Source organism: Streptomyces siamensis, from assembly GCF_039543605.1.
Lineage (GTDB): Bacteria > Actinomycetota > Actinomycetes > Streptomycetales > Streptomycetaceae > Streptomyces > Streptomyces siamensis.
In genome coordinates this window covers 399,524-417,134 of the sequence record NZ_BAABKB010000002.1, presented here as the reverse complement: position 1 = coordinate 417,134, position 17,611 = coordinate 399,524, and the positions used below count along the sequence as shown (strand labels likewise).

The window sequence follows — 17,611 nt, the reverse complement described above, 5'->3', positions numbered from 1 at the left end:
GACTCCCCCGTCCGGTCACTGGGAAGCTGGGCAGTCGAGAGAGGCAGGTGTCGACCCCGATGGCAGGATCCGCCGGTACGCCGGGCACCCCGCGCGTCCTGCGCGCCATGAACGACCGCGCCGCCCTCGACCTGCTCCTCGCGCACGGACCGCTGTCGCGGACCAGGATCGGGAAGCTCACCGGGCTGTCCAAGCCCACCGCGTCGCAGCTCCTCGCCCGTCTGGAGGCGGCGGGCCTCGTCCTCGCCACCGGCACCAGTGAGGGCCGCCCCGGCCCCAACGCCCAGCTGTACGTGGTCAATCCGGGCGCGGGCCACGCCGCGGGCCTGGACGTCACCCCCGAGCGCATCCTCGCCGCCGTCGCGGACATCACCGGCCGCACGGTCGGCGAGTACGAACTGCCCACCCCCGGTCGGCACCCCTCCCAGCCGGTCGTGCGCCAGGTCACCGACGCCCTCGACGGCGCGGTGAAGGCGGCCGGGCTCGCCCGCGACGACGTCCGCCGGCTCGTCATCGGCACCCCCGGCGCCTTCGACCCGAACACCGGTCGGCTGCGCTACGCCTCGCACCTGCCCGGCTGGCACTCCCCCAGCCTGCTCGACGAACTGGCGGCCGCGCTGCCGATGCCCGTCGAGTACGAGAACGACGTCAACCTCGTGGCCATCGCCGAACAGCGGCTGGGCGCGGCCCGCGGTCACGACGACTTCGTCCTGCTGTGGAACGAGGGCGGTCTCGGCGCCGCACTCGTCCTGGGCGGCCGGCTGCACCGCGGCTGGACCGGCGGCGCGGGCGAGGTCGGCTTCCTGCCGGTGCCGGGCGCGCCCCTGGTCCGCCAGGTGACCAAGGCCAACAGCGGCGGCTACCAGGAGCTGGCCGGTTCGCAGGCCATCCCCAAGCTGGCGCGCGAGCTCGGCATCAAGGACGTACCCGCCGGCCCGTACACCGAGGTCGCCGCCGCCGTCGTCGAACGGGCCGCCGCCCGCGACGAGGGGCCGTACCGGCGGCTGTTGGAGACGTACGCGACGGGGCTCGCCACGGGTCTCGCCTCGCTCGTCTCGGTGCTCGATCCCGAGCTCGTGGTCCTCAGCGGCACCTCGCTCACCGCGGGCGGCGAGCCGTTGCGCACCCTGGTCCAGGCCGAGCTGGAGGAGCTGGCCGCGTCCCGGCCGCGCCTCGTCGTCGGCGACGTACACGAACACCCCGTGCTCCGGGGCGCGCTGGAAAGCGCCCTGGCGGCCACCCGCGACGAGGTCTTCGACACCTCCCGCTAGCCGGTTCCCGCCCCCTCTCATCCCCTTCACCGCCCCGCCCTGCCTAGGGAGACCCCGTCATGCCCGGAATGTCCAGGAACGCGGTCGTCGCGCTCGCCGCATCCGCCTCCATAGCCCTCCTCACCACCGCCTGTACCGGCCAGTCCGGCTCCGGCGCCGACGACGACGCGTCCAAGGAACAGACGATCAACTTCTGGCACGCGTGGAGTGCGCCGGGCGAGGTCAAGGCCGTGAAGTCGCTGGTCGCGGGCTTCGAGAAGGCGCACCCCAACATCCACGTGAACATCGTCGGCAATATGACGGACGACAAGATCAACCAGGCGCTGCGGGCCGGCGGCGACAAGGCGCCCGACGTCGTCTCGTCCTTCACCACCAACAACGTCGGCAAGTTCTGCTCGTCGGGCGCCTTCGTCGACCTGAACCCCTTCTTCAAGAAGTCGGGCATCGACCCGGAGACGACGTTCCCTAAGGCGATGAACGAGTACACCCAGTTCGACGGCAACCGCTGCACGGTGCCGCTGCTCGGTGACGCGTACGGGCTCTACTACAACAAGACCGCCTTCGAGAAGGCCGGGATCGACGGTCCGCCGAAGACCTGGTCCGAGTTCGAGAAGGACGCCAAGAAGCTCACCGTCTCCAAGGGCGACTCCTACGAGCAGCTCGGCTTCATGCCGAACTACCACGGCTGGGAGTCCACCACCGAGCACTACTTCGGGCAGTTCTCGCCGACGTACTTCGACAGCAGCGGCAAGTCGAACATCGCCAAGGACCCCGCCTTCACAGCCGGGTTCACCCTCCAGAAGAAGCTCGTCGACGAGCTCGGCGGCTTCCAGAAGCTGGAGCGCTACCGCTCCAAGCTCGGTGACGAATGGGGCCCCAAGCACCCCTTCCACACCGGCCAGGTCGCCATGCAGCTGGACGGCGAGTGGCGCCTCGGCATGGCCGAGGACGCCAAGCCCGGCTTCGAGATCGGCGTGGCGCCGCTGCCCGTGCCCGACGACCAGGCCGACCAGTACGGCAAGGGCTACATCACCGGCACCATCGCGGGCATCGCGTCCACCAGCAAGAAGCAGAACGCGGCCTGGGAACTGGTCGAATACATGACCACGAACACCGACGCGGTGGTCGGCTTCGCCAACGACATCCACAACGTCCCCTCCACGCTCGCCGCGCTCAAGTCGCCGAAGCTGAAGTACGACCCGCGCTTCAAGACCTTCCTGGACATCGCGTCCGACCCGAACTCGACGACGACGCCCGCCTCCATCAACGGCGGCACCTACCTCGTGACGATCCAGCAGTTCGGGTACGACTACGAGAGCGGCAAGGCCAAGGATCTGAAGGCGGGTCTGGAGAGCACCGCCAAGCAGATCGACACGGACATCGCGCAAGCGAAGTAGGCCCGGGATGACCACCGTCACGCTGGCTTCGAAGCGCCGCCGTTCGGCGCTTCGGACCCTCGCCTTCATGTCGCCCTGGCTGATCGGCTTCGCGGTCTTCTTCGCCTACCCGCTGATCTCGACCGTCTACTTCTCCTTCATGCACTACGACGGCTTCAAGCCGCCGACGTGGAGCGGAACGAAGAACTGGACGTACGTCTTCGAGAACTACCCGCTGTTCTGGCCCGCGTTGCGCAACACCCTGTGGCTGGTCGTCGTGATGGTCAGCCTGCGGGTCGTGTTCGGACTCGGGATCGGCCTGCTGATCACGAAGATCAAGACGGCTACGGGTGTCTTCCGCACTCTCTTCTACCTGCCCTACCTGGCACCGCCCGTCGCCGCCACCATGGCCTTCGCCTTCCTCCTCAACCCCGGTACGGGACCGGTCAACTCGATCCTGGAGAAGGCGGGCGTCCCCGCCCCCGGCTGGTTCAACGACCCGACGTGGTCGAAGCCCGCCCTGACCCTGCTGGCCCTGTGGGGCATCGGCGACCTGATGGTCATCTTCATGGCCGCGCTGCTCGACGTGCCCACCGAGCAGTACGAGGCCGCCCAGCTGGACGGCGCCTCCGCGTGGCAGCGGTTCCGGTACGTGACGCTGCCGAACATCTCGCCGATCGTGATGTTCGCCGTGGTCACCGGGGTCATCCAGACCATGCAGTACTACACGCAGCCGTTGATCGCCGGGAAGGTCGCCTCGGGCGTCATCCAGGGCGCCGGCACGCAGTTCGAGCCCGGCTACCCCGACAAGTCGACGCTCACCCTGCCGCAGCTCGTCTACAACCTCGGCTTCCAGCGCTTCGACTACGGCTCCGCCTGTGTGGTCGCGCTCGTGCTGTTCGCCCTGTCCATGGTGTTCACCGCGTTCCTGATGCGGCGCCGGGGCGGCCTCATCCAGGCAGGTGACTGACCATGACCCAAGTACTCGACAAGCCGGTGGGCCTGAGGGCGCCCTCCTCGCCCGCCGAGCGCACCGCCCGCCGCCGGGCCCTCCTGGAGTGGGTCGCGGTCCACGCGCTGGGCATCGCGGCAGCCCTCTTCTTCGTCCTGCCCTTCGTGTTCGTGTTCCTGACCTCGCTGATGAGCGACACCCAGGCCCTCAGCCGCGACCTGATCCCGCACACCTGGGAGTGGGGCAACTACAAGAAGGTCTTCGACACGCCCGGCTTCCTGACGTGGTGGAAGAACACGCTGCTGTACGCCGGTGCCGGCACCGTCCTCACGGTCGTGTCGTCCATCCCCGTGGCGTACGCGCTCGCCAAGTTCCGCTTCCGCGGCCGGAACCTGTCGCTGATGCTGGTCATCTCGATGATGATGCTGCCGCCGCAGGTCGTCATCATCCCGATGTACCTCTTCTGGGCGAAGCAGCTGGACCTGTCCGGCACGCTGTGGCCGCTGATCATCCCGATGGCCTTCGGCGACGCGTTCTCCATCTTCCTGCTGCGCCAGTTCCTGATGACCATCCCGAACGAGTACGTGGACGCGGCGAGGGTGGACGGCTGCGGGGAGCTGCGGACCCTGCTGCGGGTCGTCCTGCCGATGGCCAGGCCGGGCATCGCCGCCGTCGCGCTCTTCCAGTTCTTCTACGCCTGGAACGACTACTTCGGGCCCCAGATCTACGCGTCCGAGAACCCGGGCGCCTGGACCCTCAGTTACGGACTGGAGTCGTTCAAGGGCGCGCACCACACCGACTGGAACCTCACCATGGCCGCTACCGTGCTGGTCATGGCCCCTGTGATCCTCGTGTTCTTCTTCGCACAGAAGGCGTTCGTCGAGGGTGTCACGCTCACCGGAGTGAAGGGTTGAACCACACATGAAACTCACCGTGGTCGGCGGGGGATCGACCTACACCCCCGAACTCGTCGACGGGTTCGCGCGGCTCAGGGACACTCTGCCCGTCGAGGAACTGGTCCTCGTCGACCCCGCCGCTGAACGCCTGGAACTGGTGGGCGGCCTCGCCCGGCGGATCTTCGCGAAGCAGGGGCATCCAGGACGGATCGTCACCACGTCCGACCTGGACGCCGGAGTCGAGGGCGCCGACGCCGTCCTGCTGCAACTGCGCGTCGGCGGCCAGGCCGCCCGCGAACAGGACGAGACCTGGCCGCTGGAGTGCGGCTGCATCGGGCAGGAGACCACCGGTGCGGGCGGCCTGGCGAAGGCGCTGCGCACGGTCCCGGTGGTGCTCGACATCGCCGAGCGTGTCCGCCGCACCAACCCGGACGCCTGGATCATCGACTTCACCAACCCCGTGGGCATCGTCACCCGCGCCCTCCTCCAGGCCGGTCACCGGACGGTCGGACTGTGCAACGTGGCCATCGGCTTCCAGCGGAAGTTCGCCGCGCTGCTCGGCGTCGCCCCCGCCGACGTGCACCTCGACCACGTCGGCCTCAACCACCTCACCTGGGAGACCGGCGTACGCCTCGGCGGCCCCGAGGGCGAGAACGTGCTGCCCAAGCTGCTCGCCGAGCACGGCGACGCCGTCGCCGACGACCTGCGCCTGCCGCGCACCCTCGTCGACCGCCTCGGCGTCGTCCCCTCCTACTACCTGCGCTACTACTACGCGCACGACGAGGTCGTGCGCGACCTGCGGACCAAGCCGTCCCGGGCCGCCGAAGTCGCGGCGATGGAGAAGCAGTTGCTCGAGATGTACGGCGACCCGGCGCTCGACGAGAAGCCCGAGCTGCTCGCCAGGCGCGGCGGGGCCTACTACTCCGAGGCGGCCGTGGACCTCGCGGCCTCCCTGCTCGGCGGTGGCGGCAGCCCGTACCAGGTCGTGAACACGTACAACAAGGGCACGCTCCCCTTCCTGCCCGACGACGCCGTCATCGAGGTGCAGGCCGCCGTCGGGTCCCACGGGCCCGCACCGCTGCCCGTGCCCGCCGTGGACCCGCTGTACGCGGGCCTGATGGCGAACGTGACCGCGTACGAGGACCTGGCGCTGGAGGCCGCCCTGCGCGGTGGCCGCGACCGCGTCTTCCGGGCTCTCCTCGCCCATCCCCTGATCGGTCAGTACGCGTACGCCGACACCCTCACCGACCAGCTGATCGCGCACAACCGGGAGCACCTCGCGTGGGCATGACGTCATCGGGTCCCGGCGCCGGGACGGCCGCCGGGACCGGCCCCGCGCACCCCGCGCCCGCCCCGGCCTCCCGGGAGACGGCGTTGGTCCTGGCCATCGACGCGGGGAACAGCAAGACCGACGTCGCCGTGATCACCGCCGACGGCGACGTCGCCGGCACCGCGCGCGGCGGCGGCTTCCGGCCCCCGGCCGTGGGGGTCGACACGGCCGTGGACACGGTCGGCGAGGCGGTACGCAGGGCGTTCGCCGAAGCCGGCGTGAACTCCGCCTCGCACGTGTCCGCGTGCCTCGCCAACGCCGACCTCCCCGTGGAGGAGGAGCAGCTGGCCGCCGCGCTGCACGCGCGCGCGTGGGGGCCGAGCGTGGAGGTGCGCAACGACACCTTCGCGATCCTGCGCGCCGGGATCGCCGAACCGCGCGGCGTGGCCGTCGTGTGCGGGGCCGGCATCAACTGCGTCGGCATGCGGCCCGACGGCCGCACCGCCCGCTTCCCCGCGATAGGCCGCATCTCCGGTGACTGGGGCGGCGGTTGGGGCCTGGCGGAGGAGGCCCTTTGGTACGCGGCACGCGCCGAGGACGGACGCGGCGGGCCCACGGCCCTGGCCCGGACCCTGCCCGCGCACTTCGGGCTCACCTCCATGTACGCGCTCATCGAGGCCCTCCACCTGGGGGACGTCGACACCGCCCGGCGGCACGAGCTGACGCCCGTGCTGTTCGCCACCGCGGCGGACGGCGACGCGGTGGCCCGCTCCCTCGTCGACCGGCTCGCGAACGAGGTGGTGGCGATGGCCACGGTCGCGCTGACCCGTCTCGACCTGCTCGCCGAGGAGACCCCGGTCCTGCTCGGCGGGTCCGTCCTCGCGGCGCGCCACCCCCAGCTCGACGACCGCGTACGCGAACTCCTCGCCGCCCGCGCCCCCAAGGCGGTCCCCCGCGTGGTCACCACCAGCCCGGTGCTCGGCGCGGCACTCCTGGGTCTCGACCACGTCGACGCCCCGGACGCGGTGCACGCGCGCGTGCGGGCGCACTACGAGGAGGCCTGAGGCCACGTCGGGCCGCCGGACGGTCCGCGCCGGGAATTCCCGCACGTCCGGGGGAACGAACGGCGCGGACGGCGCCTCTGGTGGGTGTCGATCCCTACCGCATGAGGCCTCATGTCCGACCGCACGGGACGACGAGCCGCCGTACCGCTCGCCTCGGTGCTCACCGCGGACGCCCTGCTCCACCTCTTCCGGGCGACCGGCTCCACCTGGCCGGCCGCCGACGAGAAGGGCCTGTCGCACGCCGTCCTGGGCGTCGAGGCACCGTTCACGCCGCCCGTCCTCCTGCCGCTCGCCGCGCTCCTGCTGACGGCGAGCGGCATCGTCGTCGCCCAGTCCCTACGGCCCCGCCGCGTGCTGCGGCTGGGCACCCTCGCCGCGGCGGCAGGGCTGTCGCTGTGCGCTCTCGCCGGCGTCCACCGGGTCTTCGCCCAGGACACCTCGACGGTGTTCCACCGGCTCAACCTCGTGCTCTACACCCCGTTGTGCGCCTTGCTGTGCGTCGCCGCCCTGCGCGTCGCCCGGCACCGGCGCCCCGCCGCCTCCGGGTTCGCCGCGCGCGGGGAAGATGCCGTACGTGTCCGATGACGAAACGGCCCGCCTGGTGCGCGCCGCGCAGCGCGGCGACACCCTCGCCATGGCCGGGCTGCTCGACGAACTCGCCCCCTACGTGGCCCGTATCTGCGGTTCCCTTGGCACTCGACCAGGGTCCGGACGCCGCGCAGGAGGGAGGGGTGCGGGTGCCGGGACGCGCGGCGCTGGTGCCGCTCGGCGTGCGACGCGAGGGGGAGCGCGGCCTGCGGCGGCTCACCGGTCTGCTCTGACACGAACGGGAACCGAACAGATCCGGATCGCGTATTCATGGGAAGGGGGGTGGTGCGGGGGTTTCGCGCTGCGCTGCCGCCCGAACGGCCCGCTCTCGTAAGGAGGGTGCGGGGCAATCCGAACAAGATCCAGTCAAGGCCTGTGCGGATGTCAGCCACGGCGGGGATACTTGCGGCCGTGCACCTTCGTCCGCGCCCCGTACCACCGGCGCACGGGACGACGGTGACGGAACGGATGACCATGGGGGAGGTCAAGTGACACAGCCGCCGAAGGGCAGCACGGCACCACCGGGGCGGGCCACGCCCACGATGCCCGCGGTCCCGCCGCAGCCCGGTCCTCCGGGCCCGCCGGGCGGCCCCGCCGGCCCGCGGACGGATCCCTCGGCCCCCGCCCGGCGAACGGCCTGGGCGGAGGGCGTCGACCGTCTGCGCGCCGCCGCCACGACCGAGCCGGGCCGCCTGCGGATCATCGGCGCGCTGCTCGCGCTGCTGGTCGTCGCGTTCGGCGCGGTCACCGCCTGGCAGATGACGGAGCGCGCGGCGGCGGCGGACGACGTGCTGCACAGCAGTCAGCCGCTGAGCGCGAGCGCCGCCGACATCTACCGCTCGCTGGCGGACGCGAACACGGCGGCCTCCAGCGGCTTCCTGGCCGGCGGCCAGGAGACCAAGGCCTCCCGCGACCGGTACGAGCTGGACATCAGGACGGCGGCCGCCAAGCTGATCACGGCGGCGAACAGCTCGAAGCCGGGCTCCCCCTCGGCGAAGACGATCACCAAGCTGAACCGTCTGCTGCCCGAGTACAAGGGCCTGATCGAGCGGGCGCGTGCCAACAACCGCCAGGGCTACCCGCTGGGCGGCGCGTACCTGCGCTACGCGAACGACAAGATGCAGCACGAGATGCTGCCCGCCGCCGAGGACCTCTACAAGCGGGAGAACCAGCGGCTCGGGTCCGACTACGCGGACGCCAAGCCGTACCCGTGGGCCGCGATCGGCCTCGGTGTGCTCGCGCTCGGCGGTCTCGTGTGGGCGCAGCGGCGCAACTACCGCCGGACGAACCGTGTGCTGAACCAGGGCATGGTCGCCGCCTCCGCCGCCGCCACCGTCGTGCTGCTCTGGCTGGTCGTCGGGCACAGCATCGCGCGGGCCGGGCTCGATGAGTCGTACGACCACGGAGTCCGCTCGCTGAACGTGCTGCACGACGCCCGGATCGCCTCCCTCAAGGCCCGGGGCAACGAGAACCTGACCCTGGTCAGCCGCGGCGCGGAGACCAAGACGCTCGCCGACGGCAAGACGACCGTCGACCTGTACGACTACGACTTCCAGCAGGACATGAAGACGCTCACCAAGGGCCTGGCGAAGGCCGCGGAGCTCTCCGACGACGCGGCGGGCGAGACTCCCGTCAAGGCGGCGACGGCCAACATGAAGGTGTGGAAGTCCCGGCACGCCGATGCCCGTGAGGCCGACAACGGCGGCGACTACCAGGGTGCCCTGGACCTGGTGATCGGCTCCGACAAGGTCAAGCCGACCGGCGAGTGCTTCGACGGCGTGGACAAGAACCTGGAGAAGGCGCTCGACCACGAGCAGGCCGAGTTCAAGCAGGCGGCGGGTGACGGCCTGGACGCGATGACCGGTCTGCCGGTCGGCGCGGCGGTCCTCGCGGTGCTGGCCGCGGCGGGCGCCGTGCTCGGTATCGGGCGCAGGCTTTCGGAGTACCGGTGAGAGGGGGAGCGGCAATGACGGCACGACGTCTGAGGGCGAGCCTGAAGGGCTGGGGCGGCGTGGGCGCGATGGCCGTCGCCTGCGCGCTCGCCGTGGTCTTCGCCCTGCTGCTGCCCCTGAGCGGCAGCCGTGGGGACGGCAGCACGGGGATCGGCAGTCGGGGCGTGGCCGAGGGCACCCAGGCGAAGGCCGAGGAGTGCACCGACCCGCAGGACCGGAGCCCCGCCCCGTCCGGCGACGAGAGCGGCGACACCATCACCGCCATCAAGAAGCGCGGCTATCTGTCGGTGGGCGTCGACCAGAACAGCTACCGCTGGGGCTACCGCAACCCGAACCGCGGCGGCAGCGACCTGGAGGGCTTCGACATCGACCTCGCGCACCGCATCGCACGCGAGATCCTCGGTGACGAGAACGCGATCCGGTTCCACGCCATCCCCACCAACCAGCGCGTCCCGGCGATCCAGAGCGGCCAGGTCGACATGGTGGTCCGCACCATGACGATCACCTGCGAGCGCCTGGGCCAGGTCGCCTTCTCCGCCCCGTACTTCAAGACCGGCCAGCAGGTCCTCGCCCCGCGGACCTCCCCCATCAAGGGGTACGACAAGACGCTGGCGCACCAGCGGATCTGCACGGCCGCGGGCTCCACGGCCTACGACAAGCTGGACGCGGACAAGAAGGCGGACAAGCTCGTCTCCTCCGCCGACATCTCCACCACGGTCCCCAACCAGCTCGACTGCCTGGTGCGGCTCCAACTGGGTGAGGTCGACGCCGTGGTGACCGACGGCGCGCTCGCCGCGAGCCAGGCGGCGCAGGACCCGACGGTCGTGCTGAAGGGCGACACGTTCACGACGGAGTACTACGGCGTGGCGATGAAACTGGGCGCGGACGATCTGGTACGCCGGGTCAACCAGGTCCTCGTGGACTACCGCAAGAGCGGCTGGCGCGCCTCGTACGACGAGTGGCTGTCCGCCACCCTGGGCGAGAACTCGTTGTCGGCGGACCCGCCCGCGGCGAAGTACAAGTAACCGACCTGATACGACTGGAGAGTTACCCGGCGCGGACCACCGGCAACGGCGGGCGCACGGGGGACGACGGAGAGCGAGAGGTGATCGATGGGCGTCACGGGACCCCCCGGGCCGGTGATGGACCGGGACGAGGTGGACCGTGCGCTGGCGCGGCTCGGCGCGGAGCACGAGGCCATCGAGACCTCGCTCCTCGCCCTGCAGGACCACGCGGGCCGCAGGCTCCTGGAGGGCGCCGAACTCACCGGCACCACCAAGGAGCGCTGGACGGCCGCGGACGCGTCGATCACCCTGCTGTGGGCCTACTTCGACGCGTACACGGACGCGCTGCGCTCCGCGCGCGACATCCGCTCCCGCAGACGCTGGTCCAGCCGTGACGACCTGGTCGAACTCACCGAACTGCTGCGCGGCGAGAGCGTCACGGTCGCGGGCAGCGCGACCGCCACGGCGAACGCCCCGACGCTCTCCGCCGGCAAGCTCAGCGAACAGTTCTCGCTGGCCGCGCTCGTGGAGCGGATGAACGAGCTGTACGCGTCCTCCCTCGACATGGTCGTCGCCGCGGACGCCGTCTGGTCCGCGCTGCCCGCCCGCATCGATTTACTGGCCGCGGAGCTCCAGCGCACCCGCCAGCTCGCGCACTCCGTCGGTGTGCGCCCGGGCGAGCATCCGGCGGGCGACGACCTGGAGCGGATCACCCGCACGCTCACCGCGCTGCGTGAGCGGGTGGTGTCCGACCCGCTGGCCTTCTGGACCCCCGCGCAGGGCAGTTCGGCCCCGGGCGGCGGCCGTCCGGACACGACGACGTACGACCGCGAGGCGCGCGCCCTGGAGGACGTGCGCCGGGAGATCGACGCGGTGCTCACCGTCCGCCAGGACGCGGAGGCACGGCTCGTGAAGCTGCGGGACATACTCAGCCGCGCGGACCGCACGCTCGCCGAGGCGCGCAGTGCCCGCGGTGAGGTCCTCGCGAAGATCGCCGCGTCCGAGGTCCCGGTGGTCAGCGGTCCGCCGACCGCGCTCCAGGAGCAGCTGGCGACGGCCGCGGAGTACCGCAGACACGCGCAGTGGCACCGGCTCTCCCCGCTGCTCGAATCGCTGGAGGAGCGGGCCGAGGACGAACTCCTGCGCGCCCGCGAGTCGTTGACCGCGGTCACCGCGCCGCTGGCGGTCCGCGCGGAGCTGCGCGGCCGCCTCGACGCGTACAAGGCGAAGGTGGCACGGCACGGCCTCGCCGAGGACCCGTTCCTCGTCGAGCGGTACGACGCGGCGCGCCGCATGCTGTGGAGCGCGCCGTGCGATCTGCGGGTCGCCGGGGAGGCGGTGCTGCGCTACCAGCGCGCCGCGGCCGACCTGTTGAGTCCGCGCGTGCCTGAGCAGGGCGGCGGGCCCGTCGACCGGATCGACGGGGCGGACCGGAGGGGGGAATCGTGAGTCAGCAGGCCCCGGGTGGGCAGCAGAAGTGCCAGCGGCCCGGTTGCTCGGGTTCGTACGAGGACGTGGGCGGCGGAGAGCTGTACTGCGACACGTGCGGCCTGGCGCCGGTGGTGTCGGCGACCGGCATGGTGGGCTCGCCCCCGACCGGGATCACCGCGGGCGGGAAGGGCTCGCGCGGCTCCGGCCGGGGGTCCAGCAGCAGTTCACGGGCGAGCTCGCGCACTTCGTCACGTTCCTCGCAGTCGCGCCGCTCGGTCTCCGGACGCCTGTCGCGCTCGCTGTCGGGCCGGACGACGGGCCGTTCGGTGTCGGTCCGCAGCTCGGGTTCGACCGCCGGTGCCTCCGGGCGCGGCCGGCTCGGGGCGGGTCTCGTCGAGGTGCCGGGCGTGCCGCGGCCCGACCCGCGCGCGATGGTCCAGGAGAACCCCGAGGTCCCCGAGCGCAAGCGGTTCTGCTCGCGCTCCGACTGCGGGGCCCCGGTGGGTCGCGCCCGCGGCGAACGGCCCGGACGCACCGAGGGTTTCTGCACCAAGTGCGGCCACCCGTACTCGTTCGTGCCCAAGCTGCACGCGGGCGACATCGTGCACGGCCAGTACGAGGTGGTGGGCTGTCTCGCGCACGGCGGGCTGGGCTGGGTCTATCTCGCCGTCGACCGCGCGGTCTCCGACCGCTGGGTGGTCCTCAAGGGCCTGCTCGACACCGGCGACCAGGACGCGATGGCCGCCGCGATCTCCGAGCGGCGCTTCCTCGCCGAGATCGAGCACGCCAACATCGTGCGGATCTACAACTTCGTCGAGCACCTCGACCAGCGGACGGGTTCGCTGGACGGGTACATCGTCATGGAGTACGTCGGCGGGAAGTCGCTGAAGGAGATCGCCAACGGCCGCCGCACACCGGACGGGAAGCGGGACCCGCTGCCCGTGGAACAGGCCTGCGCCTACGGCATCGAGGCGCTGGAGGCCCTCGGTCACCTGCACAGCCGCAACCTCCTGTACTGCGACTTCAAGGTCGACAACGCGATCCAGACCGAGGACCAGCTGAAGCTGATCGACATGGGCGCGGTGCGCAGGATGGACGACGACGAGTCGGCCATCTACGGCACGGTCGGCTATCAGGCGCCGGAGGTCGCGGAGGTCGGGCCGTCGGTGGCGAGCGACCTCTACACGGTCGCCCGCACCCTCGCGGTGCTCACCTTCGACTTCCAGGGCTACACGAACGTCTTCGTGGACTCCCTGCCGGACCCGGACAACATCGAGGTCTTCCGCCAGTACGAGTCGTTCTACCGGCTCCTCGTCCGGGCCACCGATCCCGACCCGGCCCGCAGGTTCGCGTCCGCGCAGGAGATGTCCGAGCAGCTGACCGGTGTCCTGCGCGAGGTCGTCTCCCTCCAGACGGGGCGGGCACGGCCGGCGCTGTCGACGCTGTTCGGCCCCGAACTGAAGGTCACCGACACCGAGTTGTTCGGGAAGCTGGACGGCCAGGTGTCGCGCCTGGGCGCGCGGGCCCTGCCCGTACGCGGGAAGAGGGGCGCGGCCCCGCGGCCGGACGGGGCGTACGTGGCTCCCGCGCTGCCCCCGACGACGGCACCGAGCGCGCTCGTCAAGGCCGTCCAGGCGGGCGGCACGGCGCTCGCCCTGCCCGTCCCGCTGGTGGACCCGAGCGACCCCAACGCGGGTTTCCTCGCGGGTCTGATGACGTCCGCCCCGGCGGAGCTGATCACCGCGCTTCAGGCGGCGCCCGCCGGATCGCCCGAGCTCAGGCTGCGCGAGCTGCGGGCCCGCCTCGAAATGGGCGAGCTGACCAGCGCGGGCAAGGCCCTCGACACCCTGGAGGCGGACCATCCCGACGACTGGCGGGTGGTCTGGTACCGCGGTGTCGCGGCGCTGGCCACCGGGGAGTTCGAGATCGCGGCGCTGTCCTTCGACGCGGTCTACGACGCCTTCCCCGGCGAGCCCGCGCCCAAGCTGGCGCTCGGCCTGTGCGCGGAGGTGCTCGGGCAGCTGGACAACGCCGCCGAGTACTACCGGCTGGTGTGGACGACCGACCCCAGCTATGTGAGTTCGGCGTTCGGGCTGGCTCGCGTGCAGCTCGCCGCGGGAGACCGCCGCGCCGCCGTGGCCACCCTGGAGTCCGTGCCGGAGGCGTCCATCCACTACACCGCCGCGCGGGTCGCGGCCGTCCGGGCACGGCTGCGCCGGCGGCTGGCCGAGGAGGCGGCGGCAGCGGCGTTCCTGGACGATCTGACCGCGGCGGCGGGCCAGGTCGAGGCGCTCGACGGGTACGGTCTGGACGCGGTCCGACGCGAGCAGTTGTCGACGGAAGTCCTTGGCTGTGCGCTGGACTGGGTACTCTCCGGTAGCCAGGGTTCCGCTCCGGCGCCCGGAGGCGGACGTGTGCTGCTCGGCAGCGCGCTGGACGAGCGCGGTCTCCGCTTCGGACTGGAGCGTTCGTACCGCACGCTGGCCCGGCTCGCGCAGGGCGGCGAGGAGAGGATCGACCTGGTGGAACGTGCGAATCGTTACCGCCCCCGGACGTGGGTGTGATTGATGTCCCAGATGCCCCAGCCGACGGCCCTTTCGCGGTGCCCCGTGTGCGAGGAGCCGCTGGAGGCGGGTGACCGTTTCTGCGGTGCGTGCGGCTACGACCTGTCGGCCGTGCCCGCACCGCCGCAGGACAGCCCGGACGACGCGACGATCACGATGAACGGCACGTCGGCGCGGCCTCCGGCCGCCGCCGCGTCCGTGGAGTGGCCCGTCGCCCCCGAGGTCGACAGCTCCGACATGCCCGCGCCGATGCACCGGGCCACCGACATCCGCGGCACGGATTCGGGCGGCTCCGAACTCCCGCACCCGCACCCGGACCTGGAGTCCGCGGGTGCGCACGAGCCCGGTCCGGCGCGGCCCGGGACCGCCCCGGCCTCCGGTGCGCGGCCGCCCGCCCCGCAGTCTCCGACGGCGCCCCCCGCCCCTCAGGGCCCCGGCACCCCGGCACCGGGGGCGCGGCCGCCCGGCGGCCGGTTGCCGGGCGGACAACTCCCCGGCACGCAGGCACCCGTCGGACAGGTGTCCGGCGGACAACTCCCCGAGGCCCAGGCGCCCGCCGCGGCGGCGGGCGCACCGACTCCGGCCGGCGGGCCGTCCGGCGGGCAGGGGCACGGCGCGGAACCGTCCGGGGTGCGCTTCGACCGGCCCTCCGAGCCGGACGAGTACCCCCTGGCACCCCCGGCCGCCGAGGCCCCCGCGGCCGGCAGCGGTGCGGCCGGTGCCCCCGCGGATCCCCGCACCGCCGATCTGGCGAGCCCGTCCGCGGGTACCAAGCTGTGCGTCGCCTGCCGTTCGGGCCGCGTCGACGACGACGGCTACTGCGAGAACTGCGGCCACGCGCAGCCCCGGGAGCGCGATCACATGGAGCAGGAACTCGGCGCGGTCGCGGCGGTCAGCGACCGCGGTCTGCGCCACCACCGCAACGAGGACGCGTTCGCGATCTCGTCCACCGCGCTGCCCGACGGATCGCCCGCGGTCGTCGCGATCGTGTGCGACGGCGTCTCCTCGGCGACCCGTCCGGACGAGGCCTCGCTCGCCGCGTCGAACGCGGCCAACGAGGCGCTCCTGGCGGCCCTGCCGCGGGGCACGCATCCGCAGCAGGCGATGCACGACGCGATCGTCGCCGCCGCGGACGCCGTCAACGCGCTGGCCGACGCGTCCACCGCGCAGGGCGAGCACGCGCCCCACGTGAACGCGCCCGCGTGCACCCTCGTCGGCGCGGTCGTCACGACCGCCCTGCTGGTCGTCGGCTGGGTCGGCGACAGCCGCGCCTACTGGGTGCCCGTCGACCGTTCCTCGCCGCCGGCCCGGCTCACCGAGGACGACTCGTGGGCCGCCCAGATGGTCGCGGCGGGCCTGATGAACGAGGCGGAGGCGTACGCCGACGAGCGTGCCCACGCCATCACGGGCTGGCTCGGCGCGGACGCCTACGAACTGGAGCCGCACACCGCTTCCTTCAAGCCGGACCGGCCGGGTGTAGTGGTGGTGTGCACCGACGGTCTGTGGAACTACGCGGAGGCGGCCGAGGACATGGCCGAGGTCGTACCCCTCGACGCCGCCGAACGGCCGCTGCACAGCGCGCAGGTGCTGGTCGGTCATGCCCTGGACGGCGGGGGCCACGACAACGTAACAGTGGCCGTCCTGCCGTTCCCCGCCCCACCGCAGGGGGCAGGATCGGCCTGAGGCCGCGAAACCCGGACCAGCCGGGCCACGGAACCACCGGCCCGCGGACCGCAGGTCCGCGGGTGGTGGCACCGCGGGTCCCGGCACCGCGGACCGCGCACAGAGCGACGGCCTCGGACCGGAGGGGACCGGTCCGCATACAGTCATCACCTCCGCCAGCACCGGAGGCCCGAGGGGGACAGAGAAGGCATGGCCAATTTCTCGAAGTCGAACGTGCCGCAGTTCTCGGTCGACGTGTACCAGAACGAGTACCTGCCCGAGGGCGGTCGTGAGGTCAACGCGATCGTCACCGTGAGCGCGACCGGCGGCGGCACCATCGGAAGCGCCGTGGCGGCACCGCACCTCTACTCGCCCGGACAGGGACCGGACGCGGCCGTGGCGATCATGGTCGACTGTTCGGGGTCGATGGACTACCCGCCGACCAAGATGCGCAACGCCCGCGACGCGACGGCCGCCGCGATCGACACACTGCGCGACGGCGTGCACTTCGCGGTGATCGGCGGCACGCACGTCGCCAAGGAGATCTATCCCGGCGGCGGGCGGCTCGCTGTCGCCGACGCGGCCACCCGCGACCAGGCGAAGCAGGCCCTGCGCCGGCTGAGCGCGGGCGGCGGCACGGCCATCGGCACCTGGCTGCGCCTGGCCGACCGGCTGCTGTCCTCCGCGGAGGTCTCCATCCGGCACGGCATCCTGCTCACCGACGGGCGCAACGAACACGAGTCGCCCGAGGACCTGAAGGCCGCGCTGGACTCCTGCGCCGGACGGTTCACGTGTGACGCGCGTGGAGTGGGCACCGACTGGGAGGTCAAGGAGGTCACCGGGATCGCCTCCGCGCTGCTCGGCACCGCCGACATCGTGGCCGACCCCGCCGCCCTGTCCGCCGACTTCACGCAGATGATGGAGACGGCCATGGGCAAGGAGGTCGCGGACGTCGCGCTGCGCCTGTGGACACCGGTCGGGACGCAGATCAAGTTCGTCAAGCAAGTGGCGCCCACGGTCGAGGAACTGACGGAGCGCCGGAGCGAGGCCGGTCCGCGCGCCGGGGACTACCCGACCGGCTCCTGGGGCGACGAGTCGCGCGACTACCACGTGTGCGTGGAGGTCCCGGCGGCCGGGATCGGCCAGGAGATGCTGGCGGCCCGCGTGTCGTTGGTCATCCCGCAGGGCGACGGCAGCGTGCAGAACCTCGGCGCGCAGGGTCTCGTCCGGGCGGTGTGGACGGACGACATGGCCGCCTCGACGTCGATCAACCCGCAGGTGGCGCACTACACAGGACAGGCCGAACTGGCGCAAGTCATCCAACAAGGCCTGGATGCCCGCAAAGCGGGCGATGTGGACGGCGCAACAGCCAAGCTGGGACGTGCCGTTCAGCTCGCCGGCGCCTCCGGCAACGCCGATACTGCGAAACTGCTTGCGAAGGTGGTGGACGTGGTCGACGCCGCGGCAGGTACTGTGCGATTGAAGGCAAAGGTCGAAGAGGCCGACGAGATGACTCTCGAGACACGGTCCACAAAGACTGTTCGTGTAAAGAAGTAGCGAGCCCGGTTCCCGAGGGGAGCC

Annotated in this window: 14 protein-coding genes; all 14 read left to right on the top strand. The window is 72.0% G+C overall.

All coding sequences use genetic code 11. From position 1 onward, the window contains the following. Positions 1-59: 59 nt before the first annotated feature. A complete protein-coding gene (locus ABEB03_RS04595; RefSeq protein WP_345641511.1) occupies positions 60-1,271 on the top strand; it encodes an ROK family transcriptional regulator in 1,212 nt (403 codons plus the stop codon). Positions 1,272-1,330: 59 nt separating this feature from the next. Continuing rightward, positions 1,331-2,668: an ABC transporter substrate-binding protein gene (locus ABEB03_RS04590; RefSeq protein ID WP_345641509.1), complete on the top strand. Its 1,338-nt coding sequence runs from the start codon at positions 1,331-1,333 to the stop codon at positions 2,666-2,668. Positions 2,669-2,675: 7 nt separating this feature from the next. Then, on the top strand, positions 2,676-3,617 hold the full coding sequence (locus ABEB03_RS04585; protein WP_345641506.1) for a carbohydrate ABC transporter permease: 942 nt from the start codon (positions 2,676-2,678) through the stop codon (positions 3,615-3,617). Between the two features lie 2 nt (positions 3,618-3,619). Next, positions 3,620-4,513: a carbohydrate ABC transporter permease gene (locus ABEB03_RS04580; RefSeq protein WP_345641503.1), complete on the top strand. Its 894-nt coding sequence runs from the start codon at positions 3,620-3,622 to the stop codon at positions 4,511-4,513. 7 nt (positions 4,514-4,520) lie between these two features. Continuing rightward, positions 4,521-5,786 carry a 6-phospho-beta-glucosidase gene (locus ABEB03_RS04575; RefSeq protein WP_345641500.1) on the top strand — a complete coding sequence of 422 codons (1,266 nt, stop codon included), beginning with the start codon at positions 4,521-4,523 and terminating at the stop codon, positions 5,784-5,786. Continuing rightward, on the top strand, positions 5,783-6,829 hold the full coding sequence (locus ABEB03_RS04570) for an N-acetylglucosamine kinase (RefSeq protein WP_345641497.1): 1,047 nt from the start codon (positions 5,783-5,785) through the stop codon (positions 6,827-6,829). The genes ABEB03_RS04575 and ABEB03_RS04570 overlap by 4 nt, the downstream gene beginning before the upstream one ends. A 111-nt stretch (positions 6,830-6,940) precedes the next feature. Further along, positions 6,941-7,414 (top strand): DUF3995 domain-containing protein, encoded by a 474-nt coding sequence (locus ABEB03_RS04565; protein ID WP_345641494.1) that lies wholly within the window; start codon positions 6,941-6,943, stop codon positions 7,412-7,414. Positions 7,415-7,518: 104 nt separating this feature from the next. After that, positions 7,519-7,650 carry a hypothetical protein gene (locus ABEB03_RS04560; RefSeq protein WP_345641491.1) on the top strand — a complete coding sequence of 44 codons (132 nt, stop codon included), beginning with the start codon at positions 7,519-7,521 and terminating at the stop codon, positions 7,648-7,650. A gap of 309 nt (positions 7,651-7,959) precedes the next feature. After that, a complete protein-coding gene (locus ABEB03_RS04555) occupies positions 7,960-9,369 on the top strand; it encodes a hypothetical protein (RefSeq protein ID WP_345644050.1) in 1,410 nt (469 codons plus the stop codon). 14 nt (positions 9,370-9,383) lie between these two features. Further along, positions 9,384-10,394 carry a glutamate ABC transporter substrate-binding protein gene (locus ABEB03_RS04550; protein ID WP_345641488.1) on the top strand — a complete coding sequence of 337 codons (1,011 nt, stop codon included), beginning with the start codon at positions 9,384-9,386 and terminating at the stop codon, positions 10,392-10,394. An 87-nt stretch (positions 10,395-10,481) separates the two neighbouring features. Beyond that, on the top strand, positions 10,482-11,822 hold the full coding sequence (locus tag ABEB03_RS04545; protein WP_095934393.1) for a coiled-coil domain-containing protein: 1,341 nt from the start codon (positions 10,482-10,484) through the stop codon (positions 11,820-11,822). Next, complete coding sequence (locus ABEB03_RS04540) at positions 11,819-14,368, top strand: serine/threonine-protein kinase (protein ID WP_345641482.1); 2,550 nt, start codon at positions 11,819-11,821, stop codon at positions 14,366-14,368. The genes ABEB03_RS04545 and ABEB03_RS04540 overlap by 4 nt, the downstream gene beginning before the upstream one ends. Positions 14,369-14,371: 3 nt before the next feature. Continuing rightward, positions 14,372-16,051, top strand: a complete 1,680-nt coding sequence (locus ABEB03_RS04535; RefSeq protein ID WP_345641479.1) for a PP2C family serine/threonine-protein phosphatase — start codon at positions 14,372-14,374, stop codon at positions 16,049-16,051. 189 nt (positions 16,052-16,240) lie between these two features. Continuing rightward, positions 16,241-17,587 (top strand): vWA domain-containing protein, encoded by a 1,347-nt coding sequence (locus tag ABEB03_RS04530; RefSeq protein ID WP_345641476.1) that lies wholly within the window; start codon positions 16,241-16,243, stop codon positions 17,585-17,587. Positions 17,588-17,611 lie beyond the last annotated feature (24 nt).